20 protein-coding genes are annotated in these 24,392 nt (G+C 63.4%); 4 read left to right on the top strand and 16 right to left on the bottom strand.

Translation table 11 applies throughout. From position 1 onward, the window contains the following. Nucleotides 1-90: 90 nt before the first annotated feature. Nucleotides 91-1,047, top strand: a complete 957-nt coding sequence (gene tilS, locus L1K66_RS05610) for a tRNA lysidine(34) synthetase TilS (protein WP_252259985.1) — start codon at nt 91-93, stop codon at nt 1,045-1,047. Between the two features lie 18 nt (nt 1,048-1,065). On the opposite strand, the gene L1K66_RS05615 is transcribed toward tilS, so the two are convergent. From L1K66_RS05615 to rimO, 7 genes are all read right to left on the bottom strand, one after another. Beyond that, nucleotides 1,066-1,950, bottom strand: coding sequence for a L,D-transpeptidase family protein (locus tag L1K66_RS05615; RefSeq protein ID WP_252259986.1), 885 nt, complete (start codon nt 1,948-1,950; stop codon nt 1,066-1,068). A 136-nt stretch (nt 1,951-2,086) separates the two neighbouring features. Further along, a complete protein-coding gene (locus L1K66_RS05620) occupies nt 2,087-4,873 on the bottom strand; it encodes a phosphoenolpyruvate carboxylase (protein ID WP_252259987.1) in 2,787 nt (928 codons plus the stop codon). Beyond that, nucleotides 4,873-5,865, bottom strand: coding sequence for a glucokinase (locus L1K66_RS05625; protein WP_252259988.1), 993 nt, complete (start codon nt 5,863-5,865; stop codon nt 4,873-4,875). The genes L1K66_RS05620 and L1K66_RS05625 overlap by 1 nt, the downstream gene beginning before the upstream one ends. Before the next feature lie 4 nt (nt 5,866-5,869). After that, nucleotides 5,870-7,675, bottom strand: a complete 1,806-nt coding sequence (gene edd / locus L1K66_RS05630) for a phosphogluconate dehydratase (protein ID WP_252259989.1) — start codon at nt 7,673-7,675, stop codon at nt 5,870-5,872. Continuing rightward, the gene (gene zwf, locus L1K66_RS05635; protein ID WP_252260443.1) at nt 7,668-9,125 is read right to left on the bottom strand and encodes a glucose-6-phosphate dehydrogenase; all 1,458 of its coding nucleotides are present in this window, start codon (nt 9,123-9,125) and stop codon (nt 7,668-7,670) included. Before zwf ends, edd begins: the two co-directional genes overlap by 8 nt. 86 nt (nt 9,126-9,211) lie before the next feature. After that, nucleotides 9,212-10,021, bottom strand: coding sequence for a transglutaminase-like domain-containing protein (locus L1K66_RS05640; RefSeq protein WP_252259990.1), 810 nt, complete (start codon nt 10,019-10,021; stop codon nt 9,212-9,214). Nucleotides 10,022-10,372: 351 nt separating this feature from the next. Continuing rightward, the gene (gene rimO / locus L1K66_RS05645; protein ID WP_252259991.1) at nt 10,373-11,761 is read right to left on the bottom strand and encodes a 30S ribosomal protein S12 methylthiotransferase RimO; all 1,389 of its coding nucleotides are present in this window, start codon (nt 11,759-11,761) and stop codon (nt 10,373-10,375) included. Between the two features lie 104 nt (nt 11,762-11,865). On the opposite strand from rimO, the gene L1K66_RS05650 reads away from it, so the two are divergent. Then, nucleotides 11,866-12,264: a DUF1761 domain-containing protein gene (locus L1K66_RS05650; RefSeq protein ID WP_252259992.1), complete on the top strand. Its 399-nt coding sequence runs from the start codon at nt 11,866-11,868 to the stop codon at nt 12,262-12,264. Here L1K66_RS05650 and L1K66_RS05655 read toward each other — a convergent pair. The 4 genes from L1K66_RS05655 to L1K66_RS05670 all read right to left on the bottom strand — a co-directional run bounded on the left by L1K66_RS05655 (nt 12,261) and on the right by L1K66_RS05670 (nt 17,894). After that, entirely contained in the window at nt 12,261-13,352 is a 1,092-nt protein-coding gene (locus L1K66_RS05655) for a potassium channel family protein (RefSeq protein WP_252259993.1), read from the bottom strand. The genes L1K66_RS05650 and L1K66_RS05655 overlap by 4 nt on opposite strands. A gap of 13 nt (nt 13,353-13,365) precedes the next feature. Then, on the bottom strand, nt 13,366-14,130 hold the full coding sequence (surE, locus tag L1K66_RS05660) for a 5'/3'-nucleotidase SurE (protein WP_252259994.1): 765 nt from the start codon (nt 14,128-14,130) through the stop codon (nt 13,366-13,368). After that, nucleotides 14,130-15,410, bottom strand: coding sequence for a serine--tRNA ligase (gene serS / locus L1K66_RS05665; protein ID WP_252259995.1), 1,281 nt, complete (start codon nt 15,408-15,410; stop codon nt 14,130-14,132). The genes surE and serS overlap by 1 nt, the downstream gene beginning before the upstream one ends. A 138-nt stretch (nt 15,411-15,548) precedes the next feature. Beyond that, nucleotides 15,549-17,894: a TonB-dependent receptor gene (locus L1K66_RS05670; RefSeq protein WP_407931988.1), complete on the bottom strand. Its 2,346-nt coding sequence runs from the start codon at nt 17,892-17,894 to the stop codon at nt 15,549-15,551. 125 nt (nt 17,895-18,019) lie between these two features. Between L1K66_RS05670 and L1K66_RS05675 the strand changes: the two genes are divergently transcribed. Then, nucleotides 18,020-18,679, top strand: a complete 660-nt coding sequence (locus L1K66_RS05675; protein ID WP_252259997.1) for a TetR/AcrR family transcriptional regulator — start codon at nt 18,020-18,022, stop codon at nt 18,677-18,679. A 25-nt stretch (nt 18,680-18,704) separates the two neighbouring features. On the opposite strand, the gene L1K66_RS05680 is transcribed toward L1K66_RS05675, so the two are convergent. Beyond that, on the bottom strand, nt 18,705-19,550 hold the full coding sequence (locus L1K66_RS05680; protein ID WP_252259998.1) for a hypothetical protein: 846 nt from the start codon (nt 19,548-19,550) through the stop codon (nt 18,705-18,707). An 82-nt stretch (nt 19,551-19,632) separates the two neighbouring features. Between L1K66_RS05680 and L1K66_RS05685 the strand changes: the two genes are divergently transcribed. Continuing rightward, nucleotides 19,633-20,310 (top strand): Fe2+-dependent dioxygenase, encoded by a 678-nt coding sequence (locus L1K66_RS05685; RefSeq protein WP_252259999.1) that lies wholly within the window; start codon nt 19,633-19,635, stop codon nt 20,308-20,310. On the opposite strand, the gene L1K66_RS05690 is transcribed toward L1K66_RS05685, so the two are convergent. The 4 genes from L1K66_RS05690 to L1K66_RS05705 are packed head-to-tail and all read right to left on the bottom strand — an operon-like array spanning nt 20,288 to nt 24,368. Further along, nucleotides 20,288-21,040 (bottom strand): hypothetical protein, encoded by a 753-nt coding sequence (locus tag L1K66_RS05690; protein WP_252260000.1) that lies wholly within the window; start codon nt 21,038-21,040, stop codon nt 20,288-20,290. The genes L1K66_RS05685 and L1K66_RS05690 overlap by 23 nt on opposite strands. A 34-nt stretch (nt 21,041-21,074) precedes the next feature. Continuing rightward, nucleotides 21,075-22,088, bottom strand: a complete 1,014-nt coding sequence (locus L1K66_RS05695; RefSeq protein WP_252260001.1) for an aromatic ring-hydroxylating oxygenase subunit alpha — start codon at nt 22,086-22,088, stop codon at nt 21,075-21,077. Beyond that, nucleotides 22,085-23,251, bottom strand: coding sequence for an ATP-grasp domain-containing protein (locus tag L1K66_RS05700; protein ID WP_252260002.1), 1,167 nt, complete (start codon nt 23,249-23,251; stop codon nt 22,085-22,087). Before L1K66_RS05700 ends, L1K66_RS05695 begins: the two co-directional genes overlap by 4 nt. Continuing rightward, nucleotides 23,241-24,368, bottom strand: a complete 1,128-nt coding sequence (locus L1K66_RS05705; protein WP_252260003.1) for a hypothetical protein — start codon at nt 24,366-24,368, stop codon at nt 23,241-23,243. Before L1K66_RS05705 ends, L1K66_RS05700 begins: the two co-directional genes overlap by 11 nt. Nucleotides 24,369-24,392 lie beyond the last annotated feature (24 nt).

Genomic DNA, 24,392 nt, shown 5'->3' on the forward strand with positions numbered 1-24,392 from the left:
GCGATTTGAGCTGGAAAGGGGGCGCCGATTGATACGCCGATCACCCTAGAACGGATCGATCCCGATCTGATTGCGCGGTTTTCCGGCGCGGTGGATACGCTGTGGCCGGAAGACGAACGCGAAGGCCCCTTGGGTCTGGCCGTGTCCGGCGGGCCGGACAGCCTTGCCCTTTTGCTGCTCGGTGCAGCGGCGTTTCCGGGAAGCATCGCTGTTGCCAGCATCGATCACGGCCTAAGGGCCGAAGCCGCAGAGGAAGTCGCTCTGGTGGAGCGGGTTTGCCGCGAACTCGCCGTCCCCTTCACCTCGATAAGGGTGTCGCTGGGGCCGGGCAATCTGCAGGCCCGTGCGCGTGAAGCCCGATATGCGGCGCTGGTTCAATGGGCCGAAGCGGAGGGGCTGGGGGCGGTTGCCACGGCCCATCACGCCGATGATCAGGCGGAGACTTTGCTGATGCGGTTGGCGCGGGGCAGCGGGCTGGCCGGATTGGCCGGAGTGCGGGCGGCAGCGGCGTTACCGGGCAGCGAAACCCCGCTGGTCCGGCCCTTGCTGGGTTTCCGCAAATCCGAACTCAGCGCGATTGTTGCTGACTGCGGCATTACCCCCGCGCTTGACCCTTCCAACGAAAACCCGGCGTTCGATCGGGTGCGGGTGCGCGAGCATCTGGCCGCGCATGACTGGCTTGATCCGCTGGCTCTTGCAGCCAGTGCGGGACATCTGGCCGAGGCCTTGCGCGCGCTCGAATGGTATGCCCAGCTCGACTGGGAGGAGATGGTCGCGCTGGAGGAAGAGGCGCCCGTTCCGACCTATCGCTATTACGCCAATGTGCCGCGTGCGATCCAGGTGGAAACGGTCTGCCGCATCGTTGCCGCCTTGGGCGGTCAGGTCAGCCGCAGCGAGGCCGGGCGGGCGGCTGACCGGTTGTGGCGGGGCGAAAATGCCTCACTGGGCGGAGTGCTCGCCACTGCCGGCGTAGAAAAGGTCGAGAAGATCGGTGTGGCGATGCGGGTCTGGCGCTTTAGGACCGAACCCCCGCGCAAGACCAACTAGGCCGGGTGACGCCGCGCGTCAGGACAGGATCTTGTCGCCCACACCCACCATCTTGCTACGGGTGATCACGACGCGATCACCGCGACGCGCGATTTCGAACAGCTTTTCGGCGAAGGGATCAGGCACGCCGATGCATCCGTGCGAGGCATAGCCATTGGCGACAGGCGAACCGTGGATCGCGATGCCGTCCCACGTCAGGCGCAGCGTCCAAGGCATGGGTGCGTTGTTGTACTTCTCGGAAACATTGTCCTTTTCCTTGGTCAGGATCGGGAAAGTGCCGAGCGGGGTCGGGTGATCCTGCGTGCCCAGCAGAGCCACCGCAGTGCCGATTTCATGCCCGTCGCGGAAGACGCTGATCACGCGCGCGTCGAGATCGACGGTAATGACAAGCTTGCCATTGGCGGGTGCGCGGGATTCGTCCCAGAACCATTCGCCGTAACGGATGGTGCCTTCGATCGGCAGGATGCTCTTGATCACGAAGGGATCGTCGGAAATAGCCGTACGGGTCGGCGCAACGGCAGGGGCCGGAAGCGACTGCACCTGCGGGCGCGAAATCATGCGTGCGGCCGGCCCGCGGGCGGGAGCCTCTGCGATTGCGGCAGGATTGACGCTGGCGGCCTGCGGCAGGCTCGGCATGTTGACTTCGCCAACCGTAGGCGGAGGGATCAGCACGACTTCATCGATTGCGATGGCGTAAGGTTGCGGCAGGCTGGGGTCGTAAACCAGCGATTCCCCGCCGGTGGTCGGATCGATGGCGCGGATTTCGTTCTCGGCTTCGGCGGCGACCTGTGCTGCGGCGTTGGCGGCATCTTCAGGCGTGGTCTGCCCGACAGCCAGTGTCGCACCGCCGGCGATCATGGCAAGGCCGATGGCAGCAGCTTTGCGCGCATTGCTGAAGAGCATATCCGAAATCCCCTTTGTCATTGAAAGCAATATGCCGATTCTCCGGCTTAACCGCCAGTGACTATGGGGTGCGCGTCCCTCCTAGGGACGGTGCAGGGGGCCAAAAGTTAACGCGGGGGCTTGCCCGCCCGACGCATCACCCATGCGCGCCGAACTGGTTGGCGATGGCAACCGACAGCCGCAGCATCAGCGCGTAGGCACGCTCGATCGGGTTGATGTAGTCGCGGGCGATCTGCACGTACCCCTCGATCGAGCCATCGGGATAATCGGCGGGCGCGTCCATTGCGAAGTCGCTGGGCGAAGGGAAATGGGTGGGAAAGGCCCGGCGCAACTGCGCGAGTGCATCATCCACCCGCAGCGAAAACACCATTTCCAGCACGTCTTCGCGGCTGATGTCGTTGGCGCGGCTGAACACCGGGACGGACACCGCCTTCAGGAACATGTGCTGCATCAGCGCGAGCCGCAATGCCTGCGCCGCGCCGATCATCCGGCGGGTATCCTGCAGCGCCAGTGATTGCTCTTCGGGCGGGAAATGATCGAGCAGCCGGTGGAGCTTCAACGCATCGACCCTGAGACGCGAGGCAAGGCGGCGGTAAACGCCGGTACGATCGTCCTTGGTCAGATATTCGGCCAGAACCTCGCAGGCCGCCGACAGGTGCGGCTCCGTCCCGCGATAGGGGCGGCTGGCCCAGTATGCCGAATTGAACAGCTCGCCATGCGCGGCAACCGTCTTGATGCTGGCAAGTGCATTGGATGCCCGCGCGAGCCGCAGCAATTGCTGCCCGCGCTCGCTTTCGGCCAGCAGGGCGGCGACTTCTTCGTAATTGCCATCCGCCGCGCTGCCGATGCCGGAGATGACGTTCACCGGATAGCCCAGTTGTTGCAGGATCGCATTGTGCGGGATCGCGCGAATCTGGCGCAGGTTCATGTCGCGGTCGGCAGACAGGTCCGACTGGCGGCGCGACACGCGGCTGCCGGTCGAATTGAGCAGGCCGAGGCCAAAGGCGGTGACCGCCCGGCTGTAAGTCGCGCTGCGCAGGTGCCGGCGCTGATGCGCGCGGATGGCGCGGTAGAAATCAAGGCTGATGTCAGTTCGTGTGTAGAACGGATCGTCGTTTTCGGGGCTGCTTTCCGGGCTGTCGGTGATGATCCGGGTCAAGGTGGCGCGAGCAAGATCGGGATTGGCAAAGGCAAGATATCCGTCGCCTCCCTGAAAGCTGACCTCGGGTTCAAGCGCGACCCCGACGCGGGCAAAGCGGCTCCGCGCCCAGGCGCTCATCGGCCATGCGAGGCGATCGGCAAAGCCCGAAGGATGCGCGCCGCGGCCCATGCTTTCGCCATGGGTGTTGAAAATCAGCGCGGCAACATCGGTCAGCCCGTGCCGCTCCATCGCCTGTGCCAGCCGACCTTGCAGCCGCTCTATCGCGAGGCTGGCGGGGATCTGCCCGACAAAGCGCCCCGCATCGGAAAAGCCCGTCTGGATGCACACCCGCCCGCGCAGCCGGGCGTAATCGCGATATTGGGCTTCCGCACACAGCGCTTCCAGGAAACGTCCGCCATGTTCCAGCGCGCTTTCGGTTTCGAACAGCGGCGAGACATCAACCTTGTCCTCGATCCCGAACAAACGCGCGAAATAGAGCGCGGAAAGGATGGTGGAGGGCTGTTCGCATTCCGCGATCAGCATCCTTATCGGCGTATCCGCATCGATATGGCCAAGGATCTGAGCCATCGCGAGGAATTGCCGGGTCGCGGTGGAGCTTTCGATGGCGAGGCTGGCGAAATTGGTGCGCCTGGGGCTCACTTCCTTCAGCATCTTGCGCAGCGTCGCCATCGCGCCCTTGCTGGCAAGATCAAGTTCGGGGTTCTCGTGCAGATGCGTGCGGATTGCATTGTGCAACTGCTTGGCGTTCACGCGGAAATGCACATGCGCCATGCCAAGGCCGTCGGCGCGCATCGCTGCCGCCAGCGTCAGCAGCGACGCCGCCTTGCCCGTGTCTTCTGCCGCTTGCGCCTCGCCCTCAAGCTGCGCGATGATCGCCGCCAGCGAAGTGAGCTTGGCCGGATCGTCGGCGGTCAGGCGGTTTGCGGCTTCCGACAGGGCCTTGGGCGAAGTCAGGTCGCCGCCAAAGTCCGCCGCGCTGCGGGCCGCGTGTTCGCAGGCCGCATTGAGCGTCCCGATCAATCCGTGCGCAGGATCAATCGCCGCCAGTTCATCGGCATAGCGCGCCAGGCGATCAGCCTTTTCCGCGAGGCGAAAGCGGATCGAGGTGTACCATTTGATGTCGGTGCGCCCGTCCATGTCGTAGCCGACCCATGTGGCGAAGCGGAACGGCAACGGGCGCAAGCCCTTCCACTGATCGGGCCAGCATCCGGCGGCGTGCAGCATTGCCTCGCGCACGATATCGCGCCGCGCGTCCTGCGCATGGGCAATCGCCTGCATCGCCTGAGCGTGTTCGTAATCTAGCGTGACAGACGGGCGCTGTTCCCCCGAAGCGCACACTTCGCGCCCGATCTCGCTGCCCGAACTGGCGGCAGCGGCCACGGCGTCGGTTTGAGCCGGGGTCAGCAGGAAAGTCGGGTGCGCGGTGAAAACGGCGTGCAGGCGCGGGGTTTCCCATTCGGCCCAGAACGCCTCGAAATCATCCTTGCCCAGCCGTTCCTGCAAGGCGGCGCGATTGGCGGCGGGCGCAACCGGACCGACCAGCCTTTCAAGCCGCCGGGCGCGAGCTTTCAGGCTCGAACACTCCAGTTCCTCCACCAGCCGTTCCACCGCGTCGAGGTCCATCACTCCGCCTTCGAGCGCGCGCGACACATCCAGCCCCAGCTGGAACACCGGATTGAACAGCGGCGTTTCGCGGGTGCGGGCGTGAAGTTCCTGCAAGCGTTCGCCCAGATCGGATACGGTGTTGAGCAAGAGCGTCATTAGGCGGGCCTGTCGAAATGGGTTTGCGCAAAGGCCGCGGCTGCGCCGAGCAGGCCGGGTTGCGGATGGGTGATGAGCTTGACCGGGAGACTCGCCATCAGGCCGGCAAAGCGCCCCTTGGCGCGGAACCTCTCGGCAAAGCCAGATGCCAGCAGCGTTTCACGGATGCGGTATCCCAGCCCGCCCGCGATCACGACGCCGCTGGCGCCCTGAACCAGCGCGATATCGCCCGCCACCGCGCCCAGCGAGAGGCAGAACCGGTCAACCGCAGCAGCGGCAAGGCTGTTTTCGCCGCTGACACCGGCGGTCCAGATCGCGACATCGTCAAGCTCTACGACAGCGCGGTTTTCGAGCGCGGCGAGCGCTTCGTAAATGTCGACAATTGCCGGGCCGGACACAACCCGTTCAGTCGAAACGCGATTGTGGCGCTTGCGCAGGCGGGCGAGGATCGCATCCTCGATGGCGTCGAGCGGGGCGAAATCGCCATGCCCGCCTTCAGTCGCCTGCACCCGGTAATTGCCAGTTCCGTCGCGCCAGAAATGCGCCACACCCAGCCCGGTGCCGGGGCCAAGCACGCTGATCGTGCCGTTGGCGGGCAGATCGGTTTCAGGCCCGGTCAGATGCAGGAATTCGTCCGCAGGAGCGCGCGCGGCGGCATGAGCCACCGCTTCGAAATCATTGACGATCAGGTGCCGCGAACAGCCCAGCTTTTCCCGGATCAGCGGCGGGCGGATGATCCAGGGATTGTTGGTGAAGCGGATGATGTCAGGCTTGATCTGTCCGGCGACGGCCATTGCCACATCATCGGGCAGGGTGCCGCCCATGCGTTCGCGGTAATCCTCCCACGCGGTCTGGAAACTGGCGTGGGTTTCGGTGTGGAGCGTGGTCGGCTCGCTCAGTTCGATCAAGCCTTCGGCGCTGATGGTGGCGATCGCAAAGCGGGCGTGGGTGCCACCGACATCAACCGTGACGATTTCGTGCGTTGCCCCCATCCCGTTACAGCCCCGCAGCCGCAAGCATTGCCGATGCGCCTTGCTCGGCGCCGTCGGCCTGATCCTGCATCATGCGGTAAAGCTCGCGCCCGACGCCCCATTGGAGCTGCGGATCGGGCGCGGGTTCGCGGCTGGCCAGATCGGCGGTGGTCGAAAGCTCGCCGGTTTCGGCGCAGACTTTCACCATGTCGCCATCGCGCAGATATGCGAGCGGGCCGCCACCCTTGGCTTCGGGTGTGATATGGATCGCGGCGGGCACCTTGCCGCTGGCGCCCGACATGCGGCCATCGGTGACAAGCGCGACGCGATACCCCTTGTCCTGCAACACGGCGAGCGGCGGGGTGAGCGAATGCAGTTCGGGCATGCCGTTGGCGCGTGGCCCTTGGAACCGCACGACCACAACCACGTCCTTGTCGAGCTCGCCCGCCTTGAAAGCGGCGCTGACATCGGCCTGATCCTCGAACACGCGGGCCGGTGCCTCGATCGTCCAGCGTTCCTTTGCGACGGCGGAAGATTTGAAGCAGGCACGGCCCAGATTGCCGGTGAGCAGCCGCATCCCGCCATCGCCCAGAAACGGGTCGGATACGGGGCGAAGCATGGTGTCGTCGCGGCTTTCCTCGACGCGGGTCCATGCCAGCGCCTCGTCCTGCCACACGGGTTCGCCGCGATAGGCGTCAAACCCTTCGTCCCACACCGTCAGGATGTCGCCATGGGCAAGGCCCGCGTCGAGCAGTTCGCCGATGACATAGCCCATGCCGCCTGCATGGTGGAACTGGTTCACATCGCCCGAACCATTGGGATACACCCGCGCCAGCAGCGGAACGACGCTCGACAATTCGGCCATGTCCGACCAGTCGATTCGCACGCCCGCCGCGCGCGCCATGGCCGGAATGTGGATCGCGTGATTGGTCGATCCGCCGGTGGCGAGCAGACCGATCACCGCGTTTATGATCGCCTTTTCGTCGATCACCTGCGCCATCGTCCGCGTGGTCGTGCCCGAAAGCTGCGCGATACGGTGCACCGCCGCTCGGTCCAGTGCCTGCCGCAGCTTGGTGCCCGGCTGGACGAACGCCGCGCCCGGCACGTGCAGGCCCATCATTTCCATCATCATCTGGTTGGAATTGGCGGTGCCGTAGAAAGTGCAGGTGCCCGGCGAGTGGTACGATGCCAGCTCGCTTTCCAGCAGCGCATCGCGGCCCACTTCGCCGGCGGCGTATTTCTGGCGGGTCTCCTGCTTTTGCTTGTTCGAAATCCCGCTCGGCATCGGGCCTGAGGGCACGAAGATCGCGGGAAGGTGGCCGAACCGCAGCGCGCCGATGACGAGGCCGGGGACGATCTTGTCGCAAATGCCCAGACACGCGATCCCGTCATACATCTGATGCGACAGCGCGACGGCGGTTGCCATGGCGATGTTGTCGCGGCTGAAGAGCGACAGCTCCATCCCGTCTTCGCCCTGAGTCACCCCGTCGCACATCGCCGGGGTTCCGCCTGCGACCTGCGCGGTGGCGCCGACTTCGCGGGCGTAGATCTTCATGCGATCGGGGTACCGGCCATAGGGCTGATGCGCGGAAAGCATGTCGTTATAGGCGGTGACGATGCCGATGTTCGGGCCGCGCCCTTGCTTCATCGCATCCTGATCTTCCAGCGCCCCGGCAAAGGCGTGCGCGAGGACGGAGCAGGAAACCTGATCGCGTTCAGGCCGCCGGTCGCCTTCGCGCTTCATCAGTTCGAGATAGGCGCTGCGGCTGGCGCGCGAGTTTTCGATCACCCGCTGCGTCACCTTGTGAAGGGTATCGTGAAGGTTACTCATGCCACGTTACTCCGTCGCGTTCGGTCAGTGCGATCGCCGCGCTCGGGCCCCATGTGCCGGAGGTGTAAGTCTTGGGCGTGACGCCGTTCGCCTCCCATTCGGCGCGGATCGCGTCGATCCATTGCCACTGCGCCTCCACTTCGTCGCGGCGCACGAACAGCGTCTGATCGCCCTTGATCAGATCGAGCAGCAGCCGTTCATAGGCGATCCTGCGCTGCCGTTCGGCGAAGGCATCGGGCATGGAAATCTTGAGCGGAACCTCGCGCAGCCGCACGCCGTCCTGATCCAGTCCCGGCACCTTGGCCATGAGCGACAGGGTGATGTCCTCTTCCGGCTGGATACCGATCAACAGCTTGTTCGGGCGCAGGCCCGCGCCTGTCCCTTCGAAGATCGAGTGCGGCACACAGCGGAACTGGACGAGGATTTCGGTCACGCGCTTGGGCAGGCGTTTGCCGGTGCGCAGGTAGAACGGCACGCCCTTCCAGCGCCAGTTGTCGACATGTGCCTTGATCGCGGTGAAGGTTTCGGTGTCGGACGGCTTGCCCAGTTCCTCGTCATAGCCGGGGACGGCCTTCCCTTCGACCGCGCCAGCCCGGTATTGTCCGGTGACGGTTTCCGCCGCCTTGGCCGGGCGCAGCGCACGCAGCACCTTGACCTTTTCATCGCGCACCGCCGTCGCGTCGAAGCTGGTCGGTGGCTCCATCGCGACCAGCGCGAGCAATTGCAGCATGTGGTTCTGCACCATGTCGCGCAGCGCGCCGGCATCGTCATAAAAGGCCACTCGCCCTTCCAGCCCGACGGTTTCGGCGACGGTGATCTGCACATGCTCGATCACGTTCGAATTCCAGATCGGTTCGAACAGTATGTTGGCAAAGCGCAGCGCGAGCAGGTTCTGCACCGTTTCCTTGCCCAGATAATGGTCGATCCGGAAAATCCGTTCTTCAGGGAAGGCCGCCGCCACCGCGTCGTTGATTTCGGCGGAGGTCGCCAGATCGGTGCCGAGCGGCTTTTCAAGGCACATCCGCACCCGGTCTCCCGTCAGCCCGGCGTGTTGCAGCCCCGCGATGGTGGGGCCGAACAGGCTCGGCGCGGTCGACAGGAAGATCGCCAGCCCGCCTTCCTCGCCACTGCGCCCGGCATCGGCCACCTTCTGCGCCAGCGCGTCAAAGCCTTCGATGGTCGAGGCGTCGAGCTGCTGGTAGGACAGGCGATTGAGGAAGGTCGCCATGCTGCCACGCCTGTCGGCCGGCAGGAATTCTTCCAGCGCCTCGCGCGCCATGTTGCGGAATTCCGCGTCGTTTATCTCGCTGCGGGCGGTGCCGATGATGGCGAGATTTTCGGGCAGGAGCCCGTCGGCTTCGAGCGCGCACAGGCTGGGCAGGAGCTTGCGCCGGGAAAGATCTCCGGTCGCACCAAACAGCAGCAGACGATCTGCAGCGAAATCACTCATCATTATCCCCTCTGGAAGCGCGCAATTGTTAACGTTAACATGGCCGCACTTCAATACGATCCTGTCTCTAAATGCCGATCCCGCAATCAGGCTTCAAGCGTTACTTCGACCCTGCTCGCTTCAAATTGCATCGGGGCGAAGCTGGTGATGAAGCTGACGTCGGCGGCATCGCGCCCTACCCCGATGATCGCGGCATGGGCGAGATCGGCCATGCCGGTCGCATCGACCAGATGCCAGGATCCTGCCTCGGCCCCGTCCGTGCCTTCGGGATTGGCGAGATACACCGCCGCCACCGCATGAAAATCCTGCGGCGTCACTCCGGGAGCATAGCATGCGACATAGCGCGCAGGAATGGCCGCCGCCCGCGCCAGCGTGACGAAGAGATGCGCGAAATCGCGGCAGATGCCCTCATGCGCGTGGAAAGTATCGGTCGCGGTGGTGGCGACGGTGCTGGAGCCGGGGGCGTAGCGGATATTGCCGTGGATCCAGTCCCGGATTGCCGCCACCCGCGCACCGCCGCGCAGGCTGCCGAATGTCGCGTCGCTGAATTCGACGAACTGGCTCGAATGGCAGTAACGCGAATCGAACAGGAATTTGACCACCGGTCCGGGCAGACGATGCGGCGGCACCGCGTCGAGCGTTGCCAGATCGGCCAGCTTCCGCTGCGAGGCGACGCGGGCCTGATACTCCACCTCCACCCGGCCTTCGGCATGCAGCCAGATGCGGGTGCCGATATCGTCCTGCGCCGAAACCCGCGAAAGATGCGCCGCCGGGCTGATATGGGTCGCAGCATCGACCACTTCCTGCCCCGGCATATCCGCCGCCTCGAACTGCAACAGCACCGACGCGGGATGCGCCAGCGAAAAGGAGAAACGCGAGGATACGAGGACTGTCATGGCCGCGCGCTATAACAGCCCAGCGGCTGTTGGGTTACAGCAATTCACCCTGCTTGCTCATATCCTCGCGCTAAGAGGCGATTTTCCTACTGCCTGCGCGACTGGTAATTTGCGGGCATGGTGCCGTGCCCGATCCCCTCTGCCGAAGGCCCTGTTTTCGCCCGAAAAGGGTTACACCTGGCCGTGCGGAAAGTGACACTTTGCGCGCCCAAAAGTGACGCTTCTTGCGGCTTGGGTGACACTTTGCGCCATCTGGGTGACACTTCGGGCCGCAATGGTGACAGAACGGAGGTTTTTTCTCCTGGACCGTGTTCCACCTGTTCCACCCTGTTGGGAATCAGGCGAAAGGAATCAGGCCCGCTGGATCACTCCGAACAGGTCATGCGCGTCGGCATCCTCGATCCGGACATTGACGATGTCGCCCGCGCTCAGCGTTGCGGGGACATTGCGCAGGTACACCGCGCCGTCGATCTCGGGCGCGTCGGCCTGGCTGCGGCCGGTGGCGCCGATGTCGCCGTCCTCGTCCGGCTCGCCGACTTCGTCGATGATCACGGGCAGCGTGCGTCCGACCTTGGCGGCAAGCTTGGCCGCGCTGATCCGCTCGGTCACTTCCATCAGCCGGGCGTAACGCTCTTCCTTGACCGCTTCGGGCACGGGATCGGGCAGGTCGTTGGCGGCGGCGCCTTCGACCGGTTCGAACCGGAATGCGCCCACACGGTCAAGCTGGGCTTCCTCCAGCCAGTCGAGCAGATAGGCGAAGTCGTCCTCCGTCTCTCCGGGGAAGCCGACCACGAAGCTGGAGCGCACGGCGATGTCGGGGCAGATCGAACGCCAGCTCTTGAGCCGTTCGAGCACCTTTGCCTCGTTCGCGGGACGCCGCATCAGCCGCAGGACATTGGGGCTGGCGTGCTGGAACGGGATGTCGAGGTAAGGGGTCAGCAGCCCCTCGGCCATCAACGGGATGACCTTGTCGACGTGCGGATAGGGGTAGACATAGTGCAGCCGCACCCACGGCGGCGTGCCTTCAGGGGTGCGAAGCTGGCCCAGTTCGCGGGCGAGATCAGTCATGTGCGCGCGGACAGGGTTGCCCTTCCAATCGCGCTCGTCATGCCGGATGTCGACGCCGTAAGCGGAGGTGTCCTGGCTGATGACGAGCAGCTCTTTGGTGCCGGCGGCGACCAGCTTCTCCGCTTCGCGCAGCACCGCGTCGATCCGGCGGCTGGCCAGCTTGCCGCGCAACTGCGGGATGATGCAGAAGGCGCAGGAGTGATTGCAGCCTTCGGAGATCTTGAGATAGCTGTAATGGCGCGGGGTGAGCTTGATGTCAGGCTGTGGGATCAGGTCGACGAACGGCCCTTGCGACGGGGGAGCATGCTCATGCACCGCGGCGACCACGTCTTCGTATTGGTGCGCGCCGGTGACGGCCAGCACGCTTGGGTGCGCGGCGCGGATCGCGTCGGCTTCCTCGCCCATGCAACCGGTGACTATGACGCGGCCGTTTTCGGCGATGGCTTCACCGATGGCGGCAAGGCTCTCCTCCTTGGCGGAATCGAGGAAGCCGCAAGTGTTGACGAGCACCACGTCGGCCCCGGCATAGTCGGGGGACATGGCATAGCCGTCGGCGCGCAAGCGGGTAAGAATACGCTCGGAATCGACCAGCGCCTTGGGGCAGCCGAGGCTGACCATGCCGATGCGCTTCTGATCGGCGAGGCGAGTGGGAGGTGTGGAGGGGGTGTTCATGATGGCAGCGCCCTTACAGCCGTTTGTCCGGGCGCGCCAGAGCGAGACGCTTTCCTGCGCACGCGAACAGGCGTAAACCGATGCGCAGTTGAGGGAGAGGGATTATGAACGACTTTGCATTGTGGCCGGTGCTGGCCGGGACCGCCGCGTTCTTCGTGGTCGGCGCGATCTGGTACGGGGTGCTGTTCGGCAAGGCGTGGCAACGCGCGGCGGGCCTGTCCGACGAAGACGTGCAGAGCGGGAACATGGCGCTGATATTCGGCCTGACGTTCCTGTTCGAAATGCTGATCGCGATGGTGCTGTGGCACCTGATCGCCCGCACCGGCGCGGCGCCGCATGTGGTGATGATGATGTCGGTCGGCTTTGCGCTCGGGATCATGGCCCCGGCGATCGGGATCAACTATCTCTACCAGCGCAAGAGCGGGCTGCTGTTCGCCATCGACGTCGGCCATTTCGTGCTGGGCATGGCCGCGATGGGAGGGGTGTTCCTGCTGTTCCTCTAATCCCCATCGCCGTTGGTGTGGCCGTTTTCTGACGGCACGATTTCGACGATGATGTCGCCGGGTTGGAGTTGCTCGCACTCCTCCTCCCAGAAGCCGATGGCGCGGCCGTTGCGGTAGATGCGAAGGCCCCGGCCGCCGCTGGACAGCTCGGTGATGGAGCAGCCGCACTCGGCCTCTGTCACCACGCGTTCGACCAGTTGGACGCGGCCTGAAACGGAGGCGAGGTCGGCAAGGTAGTCGGCGATATGCGGTCCGTTGGCGCTGCCCGCCAGCAACAGCCCGGTAAAGCGCACCGGGTTGATCACATTGGTCGCCCCGGCCTGCCGCGCCAGCAGCTCGTTGTCGTCGGCGCGGACCACGACGCTGATCGGAACCTTGGGCGCGAGATGGCGCACGGTCAGGACGATGAGGATCGAGGTGTCGTCGCGCCCGGCGGACACGAGGACGTTCTTGGCCTCCTGGATCCGCACCGCCTTCAGCGTCTCGTCGCGGGTCGCGTCGGCAACCATCACGTTGACGCCCAGCTTTTCGGCTTCGTTGAGGCGCTCTTCGCTCGGGTCGACGACCACGATCTTGTCGGCATTGGTGCCGCGTTCGATCAGTTCTTCGACGCTTTGCGAGCCCGATACGCCATAGCCGAGGACGACGACATGGTCGGAAAGCTTTTCCTGGATACGGGCCATGCGCCACTTCTCCCAGCTGCGTTTGATGATGAAATTATAGGCGGTGCCCACGAAGATGAAGAGCACCGCAAACCTGACAGGCGTCACGATGAGCGCTTCAACCAGTCGTGCGCGATCGGTGACCGGAGCGATATCGCCAAAGCCGGTCGTCGTGATCGAGATCATGGTGAAATAGACCACGTCGAGGAAGCTGACATGGCCGTCATGATTGTCGACAAGCCCGTCCCGGTCGATCCAGTGGATCAACACCACGAGCAGGATCAGGAGCAATGCCGCACCAAGCCTTATTCCCAGATCGGCCCAAACCGGTACCTTCACTGCCCTGCGCAGCGGCTGGAAGCCTTTCTTCGCAGGTTGTTTCCCGCGTTGACGGGTGAAGGATTTGTGGGTTTCGTGCTGCACCATCCTTGCCCCGCCGTCAGCTTTCGAACCGGCTCGCGATGGTATCGATGCTCGAATAGTGGGTCAGGTCAAGTTGCAGCGGGGTGATGGCGACATATCCGTCGTCGATCGCCTCCAGATCGGTGCCGTGATCAAGGGTGTGCTCGATCGCGTGCAGGCCGAACCAGAAATAGCGTTGGCCGCGCGGGTCCTTGCCTTCGACGATGGAGCCGCGCGAGTAATCGTGGAAGCCCTGACGCACCACGCGAATGCCCTTCACATCGGCGGCGGCACGCGGCGGGAAGTTGATGTTGATGAGCGTGCGTTCGGAAAAAGGCGCGTCGAGCAGCGGACGGATCACCTTCGACCCCCATTCCCGCGCCGCGTCGAATTCGGTGTCGGTGCCGCGGGTGTCGCCATTGTAGACCTGGCTGAGCGCGATCGAGCGGACCCCAGCCAGCGCGCCTTCGATAGCGGCGGAAACGGTGCCGGAATAGGTGATGTCGTCGCCCAGATTTGCCCCGCGATTGACGCCGGAAAGGATCAGGTCAGGCGGACTGTCCAGCACTTCGCGCAGGCCCATCATCACGCTGTCGGTGGGCGTTCCGGTAACGGCAAAACGGCGATCGGCAAACTTCTGGAGGCGCACCGGACGGTTGAGCGTCAGCGAATGGCCTGCGCCCGATTGTTCCTCCGAAGGAGCGCAAACCCATATGTCGTCCGAAAGCTGGGCTGCGATCTCTTCAAGCACGGTGAGGCCGGGTGCATGATAGCCATCGTCATTGGTGATGAGGATGCGCATCAGTTTGTCGGCTCCAGACGGGTCACTCCGCCCATGTACGGCGCGAGCGCCTCGGGCACCAGAACGCTGCCGTCGGCCTGTTGATAGTTCTCTATCACCGCCACCAGCGTGCGACCCACGGCAAGGCCCGATCCGTTGAGCGTATGGACAAAGCGCGTGCCTTTTTCCCCCTCGGGCCGGTAACGCGCATTCATCCGCCGCGCCTGGAAATCGCCGGTGTTGGAGCAAGAACTGATCTCGCGATAGGCGCCTTGCCCCGGTAGCCACACCTCAAGATCGTAGGTCTTGCGCGCACCAAAACCCATGTCACCGGTGCAAAGCAGCATCGTGCGATAGGGGAGCTGAAGGGCTTTGAGAATGCCCTGAGCTGCTTTGAGCATGCGCTGATGCTCCGCTTCGCTCTCCTCCGGGCGGGTGATGCTGACCAGCTCGCACTTTTCGAACTGGTGCTGGCGGATGAAGCCGCGCGTATCGCGCCCCGCTGCGCCCGCTTCGGAGCGGAAGCATTGGGTGAGCGCGGTCAGCCGCATCGGCAGCGCTGCATCATCGACGATCTGGCCCATGACACTTGCGGTCAGCGACACTTCGGAAGTCGGGATCAGCCAACGATCATCGGTGGTGCGGAAGCTGTCCTCGGCAAACTTGGGCAGCTTGTCCGTGCCGTACATCGCCTCGTCCTTGACCAGCACGGGCGGTGCGCATTCGGTGTAGCCGTTTTCGCGCGTCTGGTGGTCGAGCATGAACTGGCCGAGCGCGCGGTGGAGCCTTGCCATGTCTCCACGCAGGAAGGTGAAGCGTGCACCCGAAAGCAGCGCGCCCGTTTCGAAATCCATGCCGAGCGCGGGGGCGATGTCGGCGTGTTCTTTCGGCTGGAAGTCGAACGCGGGTTTTTCGCCCCAGCTCGACACCTCGACATTGCCTTCCTCGTCCTCGCCATCGGGAACGTCATCGGCGGGGATGTTCGGAATCAGCGCGAGCGCGTTCTGCAATTCCGCGCCAACCGCTTTTTCGCGTTCTTCGAGTTCGGGCATCGATTGCTTGAGCTCAGCCACCTCTGCCTTCAACGCTTCGGCGGTTTCCTTGTCGCCTTTGCCCATGGCCGCACCGATCGCCTTGGAGGCTTCGTTGCGGCGGCTTTGTGCCTCTTGCAGTTGCGTGGTGAGCGCGCGGCGTTCTTCGTCCAGCGCGAGGATGGCCTTTGCGACCGGATCGGCTCCACGCCGCGCCAGTGCCTTGTCAAACCCTTCGGGATTGTCCCGGATCAAGCGGATATCATGCATGGCCGCAGCCTATGCCTTGAACATATGACGATTGAAAGGGGTGATGCGCCGGCCTTGGAAAAGGGCCTGAAAAAGGGAAGGCGGCGAACCAGCCAACTGCCAGTCCGCCGCCTTTTGGAGAGCCCGATTGGGCGGGGATCAGAAGTTGACTTCAGCCGTAACGAACACGCGCCGCGGATCGCCGTAGAAGCCAGTGAGCGTGCCTTCGCGGCCCAGCGTCGAGATGAAGGGCGAACCCGGCGTACCGGTGCCCGCGACGAAGTTGTAGCCTGCGACAATGTACTCCTTGTCGAACAGGTTCTTCACATGCGCGCCGATGGAGAAGCGGCCTTCGTCGTCGGTGTAGATCAGGCTTGCATCAACCAGCACAAATCCGTCCTGATCGAGGAAGGGGTTGGGCACTTCGAACTGGCTCGCATCCGAACGCAGGCTGGCAAGGCCGATGAAGTCGACCATGCCCGATCCTGCCGGAATGCCGAGGTTGAAGCCCATGTGCGCGGTGATGTCCGGGGTGTTCTGGAACACCCGCTGATCCGCCACATCATTGCCGAACGCATCGATGAAGGTGTCAAAACCGGCGTCGAGATAACCCAGCGACCAGTTGACGCTGAAACGGCTGCCTTCGCCGGCGAAATCTTCACCCACCAGCGCGTTGCCTTCGAATTCGAAGCCGTTGACGTCCGCGCTTGCCGCGTTCGAGGTGATGCCGATGAAGCTGTCGTTGACACCGTCACCATTGGTGTCGACCCCGACCGAACCCGGAATCTGGACGTTGTCATACTGGCCAAGGAAAGCCGCGACCGAGACGTTCAACCGGTTGTCGAGCAGCGATGCCTTCCACCCCAGTTCGAAACTGTCGACCGTTTCAGGTGCGAAACGAAGGAATTCGAACTGATCGTCGAAATCCCGGTCGCCATCGCCATCCAGATCGGGTGCCGCGGAGGTCTGGCCGCGCGGGTCGAAGCCGCCGCCCTTGAAGCCCTGCGAATAGGTGAAATAGATGTTGTGATTGCGATTGGGCTGCCAGCTGATCGAGGCGCGCGGGTTGAAATCCTTGAACGTCTCGCTGCCGAGGAAATCGCTGGTTACAGCAATCGGAATGGCCGGGCTGTTCGGAATGAACAGGTCCGAGAATCCGCCGATGAAGGTGGTGCGCAGAACGCGGCTGGTGCGCTTGTCATTGGTGTAGCGCCCGCCAAGCGAAACGCTGATCGTGTCGGTCAGTTCATAGGTGAAGTCGCCGAAGAAGCTGTAGGTTTCGGTGCCGACATCGCCCAGCGTCTGGGCGTTGAGGCCCGGCAGGCCGATCAGCGCGCCAGTGTTGGCAAGCAGCACGTCGAAAGCGGTAAACGCGTTGGCATCAAGGTAGTAGAAGCCGAGTACGCCCGACAGGCGGTCGCCTTCGTAGAGAAGCTGCAATTCCTGGCTGAACTGGTCGTTCTCGTAAATCGCAGGCACGTCGAGGTCGCCTGCGGGCAGGCTGTCAAAGTCGATTGGCGTGGTCGATTTGTCTTCGCGATAGCCGGTGATCGACTTGATGGTGATCGTGTCGGACAACTCCAGCGCGATGTTCAGTGCGCCGCCATAGGCCTCGACTTCCTGATCGACGATGTTGAGGCCGGCGCGGGTGTCGAACACATTGTCGAGCACGGGTGCGCCGGTCAGAAGGCCGGGGATCAGGCGATGGCCCTGACGGGCTTCGCTGTTGTCCTTGATGTAATCGCCAGACAGGCGGACGAACAGCGGGCCGTTGTCGAATTCGATCGTGCCGCGCGCGGCCCAAACGTCCTTGTTGTAGTTTTCCGTGCCCAGCGTCAGGTTGTCACCAAAGCCGCCGCGCGAAAGCCGCGCGCCGCTGGCGCCGATCTTCAGGCTGTCGCTGATCGGGGTGGAAGCGGTGATGACCAGATCGGCCTGATCGTAATTGCCGTAGGTCCCGCGCACTGAAACACTAGTTTCGTCGGGCAAGGGGGCTGTCACATACTTGATCGCGCCGCCGATGGTGTTGCGGCCATACAGGGTGCCCTGCGGCCCGCGCAGCACTTCGATCCGCTCGACATCATACACATCGAGCACGGCGGCCTGCGGGCGGTTCAGGTAGACGTCGTCGATATAGAGGCCAACCCCTGCTTCGAACCCGGCGACCGGATCCTGCTGGCCGACACCGCGGATGAAAGCAGTGAGCGTGGTGTTGGTGCCGCGGCTAACCTCTAGCGTGATGTTGGGGACTTGCTGGGCGACCTGCGTCAGTTCGAGGATGCCCTGTTGCTCCAGCGCTTCGCCAGTGAGAGCGGTGACTGAAATCGGCACGTCCTGAAGCCGTTCTTCGCGGCGGCGGGCGGTGACGATGATGCCGTTGCCCTGTGTTTCCTCCGCCCCGGTCCCGTCCGCAACCGAGGTGTCCTGTGCAGCAGCCGGCGCGGCGAAGGTCGCAATGGCGGCACAACCCGAAAGCAGCAGCGCACGTCCGCAAATCGCATTCATATTCATCGCTTGTCTCTCCCAAACCCAATCTGGGGATGCTCAATATTGAAAGTTGAACCAACTTTCAAGTTCCGTCTTGTGCGCTGCCTTCATTTTGCCTAGGCGTGCAGTTGAGGGGATAGAGGATGGACTTGCCCAAAGGCACCGAGACAAAGGTCGATGGCCAAAAACCGGCATCGCCCACGGGCGAGGACAAGGCCCCGCGAACCGAACGCGGTCGGCGCACCTTGCGCAAGTTGCTGGACGCCTCTGCAATCGAATTTGGGGAAAAGGGCTTTCACGAAGCCTCTGTAAGTTCCATCACCCGCCGGGCGGGCGTCGCGCTGGGTACGTTCTACACCTATTTCGACAGCAAGGATGCGCTGTTCCGGGCCTTGGTTCAGGACATGAGCAACAATGTGATGAGCAGCGCGCGCTCGGCGCTGTCAGAGGATATGAGCGCGCTCGAGATCGAAGAAGCGGCTTTGGCCGCATTTCTTCGCTTTGCCCGTGACCACAAGGAAATCTATCGCATCATCGACGAGGCCGAATTCGTCGATCCCGCCAGCTATCGCAGCCATTACGAAACGATTGCCGCACGCATCGGAAGTCGTCTCAAGGCAGGTACTCAGAAGGGCGCGTTCCGGGATGACTTGGGCGAGTTGGAGGCGTGGGCTATGATGGGCATGAACGTCTTCGTCGGCCTGCGCTATGTCGTCTGGAACGACGGCGTCGACGCGCCGAGCCCGCAAGAGGTTGCGCGCGGCGTAAACCGCCTGCTGGCCGAAGGGATCGCCGCGCGCTGAGGCACGGCGACCCTTCTTCGCAGATTTAGCTGGCGGCGAGCATGACGCCAGAGGAGGCGCCGGAAAGCGCACCTTGGGCAACATCAAGCTTCGCCGGGCGATCCGCGCCGGGATAGGCCGTCGCCAGCAGATCGAGCGCCTTGGCGATGCGATCATGCAGCGCCTTGTTGTCACTGTTGATCGTGGCCGAAGAGGCGTTGAACAGGGTCTGAGCGGTCTTGAAATAGCCGTAGCCGTCCAGATAGGGCTCGTAGGCATCTCCTTCCGAAGCGCGGGCATACATTGCCACCGCACGTTCGATCTGGTCGGCGATGATCCCGCCGGCGACCTTGCTCTCGCTTGCGCCATTGTCCGGAGCCTTTTGCGCCGCTGCGCGCAGGGCGGCGATGATGGCGTCGTATTTGGCGTTGACTTCAGCCTTGCTCGCCCCTGCTAGCGCGGCCTGCGAGGCTTCGCTGAACAGCGGCTTGAAATCGGCCACACCCAGTTCGGCAAACACCGGGTCCATGTCCAGCAGCACTTCGGAAACAGGATGCGCGAACATCTCTGCTGCGGCTGCCGTCTTGCCAACGGCGTAAGCGTCGCGAGCGGCAATCACATGCGCTTCCGCAACGGCGAGTGCGGAGCCGTAGACGACCGGATCGGTGCTGGCTTCGCCCGTGGCGATCCCGCCTTCGCCGCCTTCGCCGCCTTCGCCGCCTTCGCCCGCTTCGCCGCCTTCTCCCTCTCCGGCCTCACCGGCGGTGTCGGTTTGCGCCGCTTCACCACCTTCGCCACCCTCTCCGGCTTCACCCGAGCACCCCGCCAAGCCTGCTCCGGCCAGCGCGGTTGCAAGGCCCAGTGCGGCCCATGTTTTCAGCTCGACTTTCATTTCGACTCCTTCGGGATATAGTCTGCAGGACGCAGCCTTAGTCGCGCCTGCCGTTTTTGCAATTCATTATCAAGAAGCAGCCATGATCATCAGCGTTACAGCCATCTCCGACCAGAATGTTCTGGCCCAGATCAAGCAGGCGATCGGTGGCCTGTCGTGGCGCGACGGGCGCGAGACGGCGGGGGCCGTAGCGCGCAAGGTCAAGCAGAACGAGCAGGCGATCACGCATGAAGGTGCGGGTAAGCAGCTGCGGGATCAGCTTACTCCGCTGATCTCCGAAAACGTGGTGGTCAAGGCGGCTGCGCGACCCCGGCGGATCAGCGCCCCCATGATCAGCCGCACTGCCGACGGCGGCCACTATGGCGCGCATGTCGACAATGCGATGATGGGCGCGGCCAATGCCCGAATCCGCAGCGATATTTCCTTCACCCTGTTTCTGAGTGATCCGGCAGAATACGAGGGCGGCGAACTGGTGATCCATGCAGCGGGCCTTACCCAGTCGATCAAGGGCAGGGCGGGCGAACTGATCCTCTATCCTTCCACCAGCATCCATGAAGTCCGCCCGGTGACGAGCGGCGCGCGGATCGTGTGCGTCGGCTGGATCGAAAGCATGATCCGCGATCCCGCCCAGCGCGAAATGCTGTTTGATCTGGAGAACCTTCGCGCCAATCTGCGTCAGAAGCTGCCGGACGGTTCGCCCGAACTGCTGACAGTCGACAAGACCGTGTCGAACCTGATCAGGATGTGGGGGCAGCCCTAGGCGGGGATTTCCGATTACCCGTCTGTTTGGCCTGAAGGGTGAACCAGATGATCAGCCCCACGCCGACAACGCTTGGCCCGGCCCAGATCAGCGGGTTGAAAACGTGTTCGGGCACAAGCCGGATCAGCCCGACTGACATGAACGCGGTGTAGGCCGATATACCCATGCCGATCAGCGCCCTGAAATGTTCGCCGACATAAGCTTTCGTCGAAGGCGCTCTGGTACGCCAGACGAACAGCTCCTGTATCGCCATCGCGACCACGCCTAAAACGGCGACTGCGATCATCAGCGCATTGCCGACACCATAGCCATAATAGCCGCAGTAAAGCGCCGAGATCACGACTGCGGCCATCACCAGTTGGTATCGCGGACGGCGCAGCGCCTCGCGATGGCGCGCATGTTTGACAACGCTGAGCCCGTAATCGGCAAAGCCGATGGTAAGCAGGCCCAGGTAGATCATCATCCACCCGAACAATCCGGCGAACAATTCGCGATCCGTGAATGACGGGATGCGTTCTTCGGGACCGAACAGCGACAGCAGGCCCATCACCACGGCCAATCCGCCTGCCCCCATGAAACCATAGCAGCACACCTTGCCCCAGTTGCGATGGTTCCTTGCGCCCTTTCGGGTCACGATCGGCCCCCAGAACGCGATGATGCCGGTGGTGCCGGCAATCACGTGGAGGACGACAAGGAATTCGAACAGGTGCATCGCAAACGGAGTGTACAACAAATGTGACGCTCTGCAATGTTAGGTAGGTGGATCACAACATCGCTTCGACCGTCGCATCGCTGCCGGGTTCGATCCGTTCTCCCTGCCATAGCCGGTAGAGCCGGTTGCCGAGCAAGTCGCCGGGGCCCGAGCTGAACTGCGGATGGCCGAAATGGGTCATCACCTCGTGCTGACGTTCGAGCGCGCGCCGATCCTGAGCGACGACTGGAGCGAGGAACAGGCGGATCGCGGCCTGCTTCAGCCATGCAGGTGCCAAACCTTTCGGCGTGGAGAACCGCGCAAAAGGGGTGAAGCTGTCGTCGGTCGCCGGGGTGAAGATGGCGGTGACGCACAGCGTCAAACGAGTTTCCCCTTCCCACCGGGCCTGCACCGTTGCGGGAGGATAATACCGCGAGACACTGTGTTCGCGATCCCGTTCAAGAAAGCGGGACATGATGCCAAGGTCCGGCTGGGTCTGTTCAATCACCATGTCGATCCCGTCGCCATGGCTGTTGACGATCAGGTTCACGGGCAGCCGTCTGTCGCGTCTGCGGATAAAGCCATGGTGCAGATGATTGGTGTGGAACGGGTCCATCACGTTCTCGATCGCGTCAAACGCACGCCCGCGCCAAGTGCCCTGCTGCCACCAGAAATGATCGAGTTCGGGGTTGCCGAAGTCCGGCGGCAATTCAGGCGTGATCGAGGCATCTTCCGACAGGGTGACAAAGATCGCGCCGTGGCCTTCCCACAGGCGCAAGGCGTCGGCGCGCAGGCGCTGGTCTTGCGATGTCTCGGCCATGCAGCCCGGTACCGCTGCGCACGCACCGTCAGGATTGAACCGCCAGCCATGGTAAGGGCATTCCAGCCCTCCGTCGTGAACCCGCCCGTCTGAGAGCGGGTAATTGCGATGGGGACAGCGATCGATCAGGGCGCCCAGCCCCCTTTCGCTGCGAAACAGCGCGATTGGCGTGTTGCAAAATGTGACCTTGCGCACCTGATTGCGCTTCACTTCGCGCGACAGGGCAACCATGTGCCAGGCTTCGGCAACGGCCTTGGGAAAGCTCATTGGTCAAACTCCTCGCCGTTCCATTCGATATCATGGGTGGTCGCGGCGGTGGTGCTGATTCCCTTTTTCAATCCGGACAGGGAGAATTTCGCCGAATCGACCATGGCTCCAAGGAAAGGCATGCGGTCCCCGGGTCGCGAAATCGCATCGTTCCCGTTCGCCAGACAGGCGCGCCATGCGCTGATCCTTCCGCTGGCAAGCGCATGGGGCAGGCCAAACGCGACCATTGCCGGGCCGAGATAGGCAGTGGGTTGATCTCCGGGTGGCAGCGACGCTCCATCACCGATTGCCCGCGCCAACGCGCCGTCACCAGCCAGCAAGTGCACCCCGCTTGTCGCACGCGGATTGCATTCGATGATCATCGCCTCTCCCGCTTCGTCAAACATCACATCGCACCCGAACTGGCCATGCAGATTCCCGCCGTGCACCAAAGCTTCGGCAAGGCTGCGCAAGTGTTCTGCCCGCGCCTGCGACACGGGTTCGAAAGCATAGGAGGCGCCGCCCTTCAATCGCCAGCCCGAACCATAGGCGGCAAAGGCGCAGAGCGTGCCGCGATGGGCAATGAAATGCAGGCTCGCCTCGTCCCCTCTGATCCGGCGCTGTGCCATCCAGCCATCGTCAATCGCGTCCGCCAGCGCCGCCAAGCTGCGGGCATCGGGTCCGATAAGGGTCGAACCGCCAAACCGGGTGAAGCGCGGCTTGAACACCCATTCGCTGCTGTCTGCTGTGAATTGATCAAGATCGGCCGCTGAGCCGACAGCGATGCTTTCCGGGGTTGGTAGCCCCCAGGTTCGCGCCGCCTGTGCAAACAGCAGCTTGTCATGCAATCGGCGCAAAGTTTCCTGTGGCGGCGCAAAGAGCCTTTCGCCGAGCGCATCATGCATCGGCGCGGTGGCAAGGTGGAAGACTTCCTCGCAGGTAGGCACGACCAGATCGACGCCGAATTCCTTCACGGCTCCCGCAACCCAACTCCGGAAAGCTGCCCCTTCCTGCCGAGGGGAGGGGTAGCGATGGTGACGGATTTCGAGCGAAGACCAGCGCGCCATTCGCGAAACGGTGCTGTCAGCGAGATGCACGCGCCAACCCGCACCGCTGAAATCACGCGCAATGTCGAGTGCCGCTGCAGAACGAGCGCCTGTGATCAAGACCGACCTAGTCGTCACGCCACACCACCTTGCGCCGCTTTGGCCCATCGTGACCGCCAAAATCGGGCCGGTGCGCCGTTTTGACGCGCGCCAGATCTTGCAGGCGTTCGACCGCCTTTTCTGCAAGATGGCTGGGTGCGTTGCTTCGCGTGCGCAGGGTAACGCTCCGACCGTCGGCAAAGGCTTGCCAATCGTGATCGCATCCCAGCACCGCTTCCACCGCCTCGATTACTTGTGGAGGTGTGACGGTGCGATCGGCGAACCGCCACAAGTCTTGTACGCGGCCCTGCGGCGGGCGAATGATGCGGCCGCCATATCCGCAGGGGCATGTGCCATCTTCAAGCTCGACATAATCGTCCAGACGCAGGCGGATGATCGGCTGGCTCAACCTGCGCAGGTCGCTGACGATCAGGCGAAATCCTGCGGTGCCCGGAACAGGCACGAACTCGAACTCGATCGCGTGTTCGTTGAGGTGCAGATTCCCGTGCCTGCATTCAGCGGCGAGGAATCCTTCTGTCGCCTGATAGATGGCTCGCGGGCGCAGGGCGAAGGCTCGCTCGATGCAATCCCGTTCGCATTCGCTCATGGGTTCGCTGCCCCAGAACAGATGTTGCAGCGATGGCAGCCGCAGGCCCGACCGGGCGAAGTCCAGCAATCGGTGCGGCGGGGCGATAAGGATTGTAGTGTCAAACCGGGCAAGTCCCGCCATTGTCTCTTCGAGTGGAGCTGCCAACGGAAAATGCTCGAAGGCAAATCGGTTTGAACCGACATCGCTGTACAGCGCGTTTCCGGCGCGCAGGTGCAAGGCGAGCCTTTGCCGCTGCAGCAAAGCGCGGGCCGGCAGCAAGCGGGCAAGGCTTTGTCCGATATAGTCGGCGCGTTCTGCCGCACTGGCCAGGAAAAGCCCGCGAGCGCCCCCGCCACTGCCGGTTGACCAACCTGCTGAAATCCTGCCGGTCGGATGCCCTTGCTCAGCCCGGTCAGCCAATACCGCAAGCGTTTCGTGATCGAGCCCAAGCGAATTCCACGCGCCGTAGTCCTCGCGGATTTCCCGAGGTTCGAGAACGGGGAAATCGGTGATCGGCTTGCCTGAGCAAGAGGCTAGCGCCGGGGTCCGGGCAAGTGCCGGCTGCAATTCTTGCCATTGGTTTGCGCGAGA

This window comes from Erythrobacter aurantius, assembly GCF_023823125.1.
GTDB classification, from domain to species: domain Bacteria; phylum Pseudomonadota; class Alphaproteobacteria; order Sphingomonadales; family Sphingomonadaceae; genus Erythrobacter; species Erythrobacter aurantius.

Coding starts and splice junctions, on each gene's coding strand:
- L1K66_RS05615 (WP_252259986.1), bottom strand. CDS start 1,950: ATGCTCTTCAGCAATGCGCGCAAAGCTGCTGCCATCGGCCTTGCCATG.
- L1K66_RS05620 (WP_252259987.1), bottom strand. CDS start 4,873: ATGACGCTCTTGCTCAACACCGTATCCGATCTGGGCGAACGCTTGCAG.
- L1K66_RS05625 (WP_252259988.1), bottom strand. CDS start 5,865: ATGGGGGCAACGCACGAAATCGTCACGGTTGATGTCGGTGGCACCCAC.
- edd (WP_252259989.1), bottom strand. CDS start 7,675: ATGAGTAACCTTCACGATACCCTTCACAAGGTGACGCAGCGGGTGATC.
- zwf (WP_252260443.1), bottom strand. CDS start 9,125: ATGAGTGATTTCGCTGCAGATCGTCTGCTGCTGTTTGGTGCGACCGGA.
- L1K66_RS05640 (WP_252259990.1), bottom strand. CDS start 10,021: ATGACAGTCCTCGTATCCTCGCGTTTCTCCTTTTCGCTGGCGCATCCC.
- rimO (WP_252259991.1), bottom strand. CDS start 11,761: ATGAACACCCCCTCCACACCTCCCACTCGCCTCGCCGATCAGAAGCGC.
- L1K66_RS05650 (WP_252259992.1), top strand. CDS start 11,866: ATGAACGACTTTGCATTGTGGCCGGTGCTGGCCGGGACCGCCGCGTTC.
- L1K66_RS05655 (WP_252259993.1), bottom strand. CDS start 13,352: ATGGTGCAGCACGAAACCCACAAATCCTTCACCCGTCAACGCGGGAAA.
- surE (WP_252259994.1), bottom strand. CDS start 14,130: ATGCGCATCCTCATCACCAATGACGATGGCTATCATGCACCCGGCCTC.
- serS (WP_252259995.1), bottom strand. CDS start 15,410: ATGCATGATATCCGCTTGATCCGGGACAATCCCGAAGGGTTTGACAAG.
- L1K66_RS05670 (WP_407931988.1), bottom strand. CDS start 17,894: ATGAATGCGATTTGCGGACGTGCGCTGCTGCTTTCGGGTTGTGCCGCC.
- L1K66_RS05675 (WP_252259997.1), top strand. CDS start 18,020: ATGGACTTGCCCAAAGGCACCGAGACAAAGGTCGATGGCCAAAAACCG.
- L1K66_RS05680 (WP_252259998.1), bottom strand. CDS start 19,550: ATGAAAGTCGAGCTGAAAACATGGGCCGCACTGGGCCTTGCAACCGCG.
- L1K66_RS05685 (WP_252259999.1), top strand. CDS start 19,633: ATGATCATCAGCGTTACAGCCATCTCCGACCAGAATGTTCTGGCCCAG.
- L1K66_RS05695 (WP_252260001.1), bottom strand. CDS start 22,088: ATGAGCTTTCCCAAGGCCGTTGCCGAAGCCTGGCACATGGTTGCCCTG.